The following is a 7,169-nucleotide window of genomic DNA, read 5'->3' on the forward strand; positions in this document are numbered from 1 at the left end:
GGGAACGGGCGGCCCGCCCGCGGCGGTCAGCGGAGACAGTCAGCGGAGATAGGGGCCCGCGGCGCCGATCACGCCGGGGGCCGGGGTGAGCGCGGTGTCGAGGACATAGGCGCGGAGGTTGCCCTGGCCCGGCGCGTCGACGGCGAGGGTGCCATCCGTCACCCGGACGGTGTCACCGGTGACGGCGTCGGTCCACGTGCCGTTGGGGACGCCGGTGAACGTCGCCGCGTGCGTCACCGTGACCAGGGCCATGCTGTCCACGCCCGCGGCGGTGTCGGTGTAGCGGCGCTTGAACGCCATGTGCCCCTCGACGCCCTCGGTCGAGTACTGGCCCTTCTGGAGGGCGGGGATGGCCTCGCGGATCTGGTTGAGGCGCTGCACGTGCCGCACCAGCGGCTGCTCGAGCGTCTCGGCCACCGGGCCGCTCGCGCTCTCCACCTCGCCGAAGTCGCCCGCGCTGACCTCGCCTTCGAGATGGTCGCCGTAGTAGGCGCGGCCCGTGGTGGCCAGGGGGCACGTCGGCCCGCAGTCGATCCGCTGCCCGGCCTGGAACTCGATCTCCGATCCGTAGTAGAGGGTGGGAATGCCGCGGAAGGTCCACATGAGCGCCATGTTCTCGGCCCATGCGTCGGTGCCGCCCGCGTAGCGCGTGCTGCTCTTGTTCGGCCCGTAGTCGTGGCTGTCCACATAGACGACGTTGTAGGTCGCGTCGTTGACCGAGTCGTCGGAGTCCTTGCCGTTGTGGAAGGCGTTCGCCGCGTCGCCGAAGTTCATGTGCATGCGCATGTCGATGATGTTCATGCCCGAGAACCGGCTGCGGTCGGGGGAGTGGTAGGCGTTGCCGTCGAGGAACGCGTTGTCCGAGGTCGGCTGGCCGCCGGTGCCCAGGCCGTTCTCGTGCTCGTACTCCTCGAGGACGGCCTCGGCGTCGTCCGCGCTGTACTCCTGGCGCGGCTGCCAGGTGAAGAACTGCGCGGAGTGGTTGACCGAGCCCCGGTTCCACTTGTCGTTCACAAAGGCCGCGACCTCGCCGAAGACGAAGAAGTTCTCGGCCTTCTCGGCGCCGAAGCGCTCCTCGACGCGCTCGTGGATGGCGGGCAGGAAGTGCCGCGTCCAGATGACCCGGGGAATGTGAACCGCCGTGTCAACCCGGAAGCCGTCCACGCCCATGTCGATGAAGCGGTTGTAGGCGTTGATCAGATGGTCCTGCACCTCGGCGTTCTCGGTGTTGAGGTCGGCCAGGTCGTCGTGCAGCCAGCAGCTCCGCGAGTCCTCGCCCTCCCAATTGCCGATCCAGCACTGGTGGTAGTACTCCTCGGGGAACATGCCCGAGGTGGGGCTCGGCCACTGGCAGTGGTAGACGCGATAGCCCTCGGGGCTCGTCGAGCCGGTCGGCTGCCCCCAGTTGACACAGGAGTTGCCGGGCGGCTCCTCGGTCGACCACAGGTCGCCGTTGTAGGGGCGGCCTTCCGCGTCCTCCTCCAGCGGGTCGTACTCCCGGCCCGCCTCGGGGGTGTCGTAGTACCAGTCCCACTGCTCGTCCTGGACGCCATAGACCGTCGGGGTATACAGGCCGTTGGCACCCCAGCGTGAACTGTGGTTGTAGACCACGTCCTGGTAGATCTTCATGCCCTTGGCGTGGGCGGCGTTGATCAGGTCCTGGTAGGTGGCGCCCGTGGACTCCAGGCGGGGGTCGACCCGGTAGAAGTCCCAGCCGTGGTACCCGTGGTAGTCGTAGTCGGACCGGCCCAGGACCACCGGGGTGATCCAGACGGCCGAGAAGCCCAGCGCCTTGATGTAGTCGAGCTTTTCGACCAGCCCTCTGAAGTCCCCCCGGAACATGGGGTCGTCATAGCTCGCGTTCCCCGAACGCTCGTGCTGGGAGCCGCCCCTGTTGTTGGAGCTGTCGCCGTCGAAGAAGCGCGCCGTGAGCACGAAGTAGATCGGGTTCTCGCGCGGATCGGTCCCGATCGGCTCGCCCGCGGCGGGGGCCGGGGGCGCGTCGCCCGTGGTGACCTCCACCGGGGTGGTCGGCGCCGAGAGGTTTCCCGCCGCGTCCCTGGCCCGCACGCTGAACGTGTAGTCGGTGCGCGGCTCGAGGTCCGCCCTGGACCACACGGTCGACGTGGTGTCCGCGACGGCCGTGCCACCGGGGCCGCCCGCGAGGGTGACCTGATAGCCCGTCACGCCCACGTTGTCCGTCGAAGGGTCCCACTTCACCACCACACCCACGCCGTTGACCTCGGCGGTGAGGCCGCTCGGGGTCGTCGGGGCCTCGGTGTCGGGCTCGTGGCCCGCGCACGGGTCGGTCGCTTCGGGCACCACGCGACGGTCCGCGACCGTGGTCAGGCCCGTGCCGATGCGGTAGTCGGCGCCGTTGTTGTTGTCCCATGTGCCCGACCCGTTGTTGAACGCCGCCGTCAACGCCGTCGCCGTGCCCAGGTCGACGGTGCGCGCCACCCACCCCGGGCATACCTCGGTCATGCCGACCCCCGGCACCGCGGTCCATGAGCCGCCGTCGGGGCGGTAGTGCAGGTTGACGGTGCGCCAGCCCAGGGTGGCGGTGGAGAAGTAGATCCGCGCCTGGTTCTGGTCCGGGTCGGGGCTGGGGTCGGGGTCGGGTTCCGGGTCGGCGCCGCAGGGGTCGGACACGGAGACCTGCCCGTCCCGCACCGCGATGGGCCCGGCGCCCAGCTGGTAGTTGGCGCCGTCGTTGTTGTCCCATGTGCCCGAGCCATCGGTGAACGTCGCCTGGAATTCCGTCGCGTCACCCAGGTCGACGGTGCGCTTGACCCAGCCGTCGCAGGCCGCGTCCATCGCGACGCCGGGCACGGTCGTCCACGCGCCCCCGGTCGGCGCGTAGTGCAGGTAGAAGGCGGACCAGTCCCTGGTCCCCGTGTGGTAGAAGACGGTGGCGTTGTTGGCCACCTCGGCCATTGGCTCCCGCGCCGGAGCCCCGGACGCCGGGGCGCTGGACGCGAGCAGGGCGGCGATCAGGCCCAGGGCGGGCCCGAACCGCCCCAGGAGGGGATGGTGTCTCAGCCAGGATCTCATCGGTGGTACGGCTCTCCTCAGGTGTCACCGCGAGGGGCGGTGGGGGGATGGCTAGCCGTGCTGCGCGCCTCAACTCCGGCGAAGGGGCTGCAAGTTCTTGTGGAAGAAGTTGCGGCAAGGGGAGGGTATCGCCGTTCCCTGGCGCCGTGAAGCCCTTGCGCCGCGCGGGCTGTGCGCCTGTGCCGCCCGTCTCGCGTGCGGGGGTGGTGCGCGGCCGTGGTGGGGTGCTTCGCGTGCGGGCCAGGGGGAACGTCACTGGCCTGGGCGGCGCGTCTGCCGCGCGGGGGCGCGCGATGGCGCGCGGGACCTCCCCGGTCGGCCGGGCGCGTAGGTCGGGGTTCGACCCTCGGTCGACCGGGGAGCGGGCTCCAAGCTAGCAGCTCGCAAGTTCTTGCGACAGGGTTTGCGAGGGCTTTGGCGGTGGGGCTCTTGGCGGTGGGTCTCTTGGGGGGCGGCTCTTGGCTGGACGTCCTCCCGTTCCCCGTCCGCCGACCTCCGCTTTCGTGGTGGGTGCGGGTCAGAGATCGGCACCCACGGGAGGGGGCGCCGGGTGACCGGCCGTCCCGGTAACCGGTCGGTCTCGTCGTCGGCCGGGACCGTGCACCAAACGGGCGCAGGCGGATACCGGTGTGAGGGTGGTCGATCTCTGCGCGGTCGGCTGGGGTGGCGCGCACCCTTCGGGCCCGCCCTGGCCGCACATGGCGTTCTCATTCCTGGCGTCCGTTGAGCTGCTGCAGCGGGCCGGTGCTTATCTGCGGCTTGTGCCGGGGCGGATGCTCTCTGGAAACGGCGCACACTGTGTGGTGAACAGAACGTGCCGCGTGTCAGAAGAGGCCCCGACCCGTGTGAGGCGGGCATAAGCAGCAGCGGGCGCGCTGAACGACGCGCGCCCTCGCCCTGGACCGGCCCGCTGCATCAGCTCAACGTGCGTGCGGTGAACGACGAGAGCGGCGGCCAGGGCAGGCCCGGACCCGCCACGAAAGCAGAGGTCGGCCGACGGCGGGCGGGAGGGTGTCCGCCCTCAGCCGCCCGCCGCCGACCACCGATCGTCGACTGTCTACCACCAACCGTCGACCGCCCGTCAACTACCCCACGTGGAACGCGACAGCGGACTTCGCGGGCAGCTCGATCGACACCCGGCCGCCCGTGACGGTCACCTCGGTGCCGCAGTCATCGAGAACGTTGCAGTACGTCCCGTCGGGCACGGCCGTGGTGAACTCCGCGCTCACCGCCTCAGTGCCGTTGTTGATCGCGACGAAGCCGTTCGCCCCACGGCCGAAGCCGAGGACGTTGCCCTGGGGCGACTGCGCGTCGGTCACCTCGGCGTCGCCGACCGCGTTGTGCCAGGCGACCATGCCGGTGATGCGGGGGTCGCGGTTGAGGCAGTACCAGCCGCTCGCGCAGTCGGTGTCGGTGACAAAGCCGTCCGCGTCGGCGGGCGGTGAGTCGTCGCGGCCTTCGAACTCGAACCCGGCGTAGACGGTGGGGGTGGAGTGGTTCCAGCCGAGCTGGAAGACGTTGGCGAGGACCGCGGTGTCGCCATCGCGGTAGGTGAGGTGGCGGCCGTCGCGTTCGGTGTCGTGGTTGGTGACGAACGAGACGGAGTTCTCCGCGGGCAGCAGCCCGGGCCCGAAGTCGGCCAGGCTGGCGATGTCGCCCTGGAACGCGGCCTTGAGCTGGTCCGCGTAGGTGAAGTCAAGGACGCGCCCGCTGCCGTAGTACTCGTCGGGCTGGGGGGTCGCGCCGGGGAAGACCTCGTGGAAGACGAACGGGGCCGAGCCGTCGGCCGTGGCGTCGAGTTGGCCCACGATCGCCTCGAGGTCGCCCGCGGGGATGTGCTTGGCCGCGTCCACCCGGAAGCCCGAGACGCCAAGCGCTATCTGGGAGTTGAGATATCCGGCGATGGACGCCCGCACATCGGCGTCGCCCGTCTTGAGGTCGGGCAGGCCGAGCAACTCGCAGTTCTGGACCTCCCAGGTGTCGTTCCAGTTGCTGATGGTCCGGCTGCAGACGTCGACGTTGTAGTCCGCCCGCTCGTACATCGGCGGGGCGTACTTGTCCGTGAGCTGGGTCCCGCCGTAGCTGGTGCCGGGCTGGGCCGCGGTGTGGTTGATCACGGCGTCGGTGTAGACCTTCACCCCCGCGGCGTTGCAGGCGTCGGCCATGGCGGCGAAGTCGTCCTGGCTGCCGAAGCGCCCGTTCAACTCATAGCTGTAGGGCTGGTAGATGTCCCACCAGGCGCCTTCCGGGTGGGCGAAGGACTCGGCCGGTGGGGCGACCCAGACCGCGCCATAGCCCGCGGGGCCGAGGACATCGGTGCACTCGGCGGCCACTGAACGCCAGTTCCACGCCCAGAGGTTGGCGATGACGTCTCCCTCAGCCGCCGCCGACGTGGAGGGCTCGGCGGATGCGGGGACGACCACCATGGTCGTGCTCAGGGCGGCCGCGACGGCCGTGGCGATTCCGAGTCGTTTGCTGATGTGGGGCACGGAGCTTGCTCCTCTTCCGAGTTCTGGCGTGGGGGGATCACGTGGCCAGGGGGCCGCACGGCAGACAGCCCGGCTCGGCGGTCTCCTGGATCACGCTGGGGGAGGTCCGACGCGCCACGGCTCTCCAGGAGGTCCCGCAAGGTGATTGCAAGTTCTTGCGGCTCGTCCTGAAAGTTACAGAGGACTTGCAGTGTGGGCCAGGGGTGAAACAGTGCCGTTCCCGTGAAGAGGATGTGAATGATGGGGATGGCGTCAGGGCAGCCGGGTGTCCCGCGGGGTGGCGGTGGAGCCCCTGACGACCAGCTCGGGCTGGAAGACGAACTCCGTGTGCTGCACGAGGTTGCCGTTGATCTCCTCGAGCAGTGAGTTCACGGCCGCGCTCGTCATCGCGCGCACGGGCTGCCGAAGGGTGGTGAGCGGCGGATCGGTGAACGCGAACAGGTGCGAGTCGTCGTACCCGACCACGGAGATGTCGTCCGGCACCTCAAGTCCCCGCTGCCGAACGGCCCTTACCGCCCCGAGGGCCATCATGTCGCTGCCGCAGACGATGCCCGTGCAGCCCGCGTCCAGCAGGGCGGCGGCGGCCGCCTGGCCGCCCTCGACGCTGAACAGCGTGTGCCGCACGGCCCCTTGGCCGCCCGTCTCATCGAGGAACCCCGCGACCTTGCGCTGCGTCGGCACGAACCGGTGCGGCCCGACGGCGAGTCCGATGTCCCGGTGGCCCAACGCCCTCAGGTGCTGCACCGCCCTGCGCGTCGCGGCGGCGTCGTCGGGGGAGACGAACGGCGCCTTGATCGCGGGGTTGAAGCCGTTGATGAGGACGAACGGCACGCCGCGCCCGGTGAGTCGGGCATAGCGCTCGGGGTCGGCCGTGGTGTCGGCGTGCAGCCCCGAGAGAAAGATGATGCCCGTGACGCCGCGGTCGACCAGCTGCTCCACCAGCTCGTCCTCGGTCGCGCCGCCGGGGCTCTGCGTGCACAGCACGGGCGTGTAGCCGCTGCGCACGAGGACCTGCTCGATGACCTGGGCGAACGCGGGGAATATGGGGTTGGTCAGCTCGGGGATCACCAGCCCGACGAGGCCGGAGCTGCGCTGCCGCAGCCGCGTTGGGCGCTCGTAGCCGAGCACGTCGAGGGCGGCGAGCACCTTCTGCCGGGTGGCCGCGGCCACCCCGCTCTTGCCGTTGAGTACGCGGCTCACCGTCGCCTCGCTGACCCCGGCGTGCTGCGCGATGTCGGCCATCCGGGCGGGCGGCGGCAGCACCCCACCAGCGTCTCTCACGCCTGCCACCATACCGTGGTGTCGGGCGGCACCTCGGTGCCGTCGGCGCCGGGACCGCTGGCCAGGAGCCTGGAGGCGGTCTCGGGCAGCAGATCGCCGACGTCCACGGCGGCGGCGCCGGTGTTGGCGACACAGATCACCGCCTCGCCGCTGGGGGCGTCGCGGCGGAAGGCCAGGACGCCATCGGGCGCCTGAAGCCAGCGCACCGCGTCGCCCGCGCCCAGCGCGGGGTTGATCGAACGGGCGGCGAGCGCCGAGCGGTACAACTCCAGGGTGGAGGCGGGGTCTCCGGTCTGGCGGGCGACCGAGAGCGCCGCCCAGGCGGGGGGTTGGGGCAGCCAGCTG

Annotated in this window: 4 protein-coding genes; all 4 read right to left on the reverse strand. The window is 70.6% G+C overall.

All coding sequences use genetic code 11. The features are described 5' to 3' along the window. Positions 1-39: 39 nt before the first annotated feature. On the reverse strand, positions 40-3,054 hold the full coding sequence (locus DEH69_RS18830) for a carbohydrate binding domain-containing protein (RefSeq protein ID WP_113688148.1): 3,015 nt from the start codon (positions 3,052-3,054) through the stop codon (positions 40-42). 1,085 nt (positions 3,055-4,139) lie between these two features. Further along, positions 4,140-5,543 (reverse strand): alpha-amylase family protein, encoded by a 1,404-nt coding sequence (locus DEH69_RS18835; protein ID WP_258534763.1) that lies wholly within the window; start codon positions 5,541-5,543, stop codon positions 4,140-4,142. A gap of 252 nt (positions 5,544-5,795) precedes the next feature. After that, entirely contained in the window at positions 5,796-6,785 is a 990-nt protein-coding gene (locus DEH69_RS18840; protein ID WP_258534764.1) for a LacI family DNA-binding transcriptional regulator, read from the reverse strand. A 35-nt stretch (positions 6,786-6,820) separates the two neighbouring features. After that, on the reverse strand, positions 6,821-7,169 hold a 349-nt coding region (locus tag DEH69_RS18845), incomplete at its 5' end, for a DUF3459 domain-containing protein (protein ID WP_113688150.1).

The organism is Streptomyces sp. PT12, assembly GCF_003311645.1.
GTDB lineage: Bacteria > Actinomycetota > Actinomycetes > Streptomycetales > Streptomycetaceae > Streptomyces.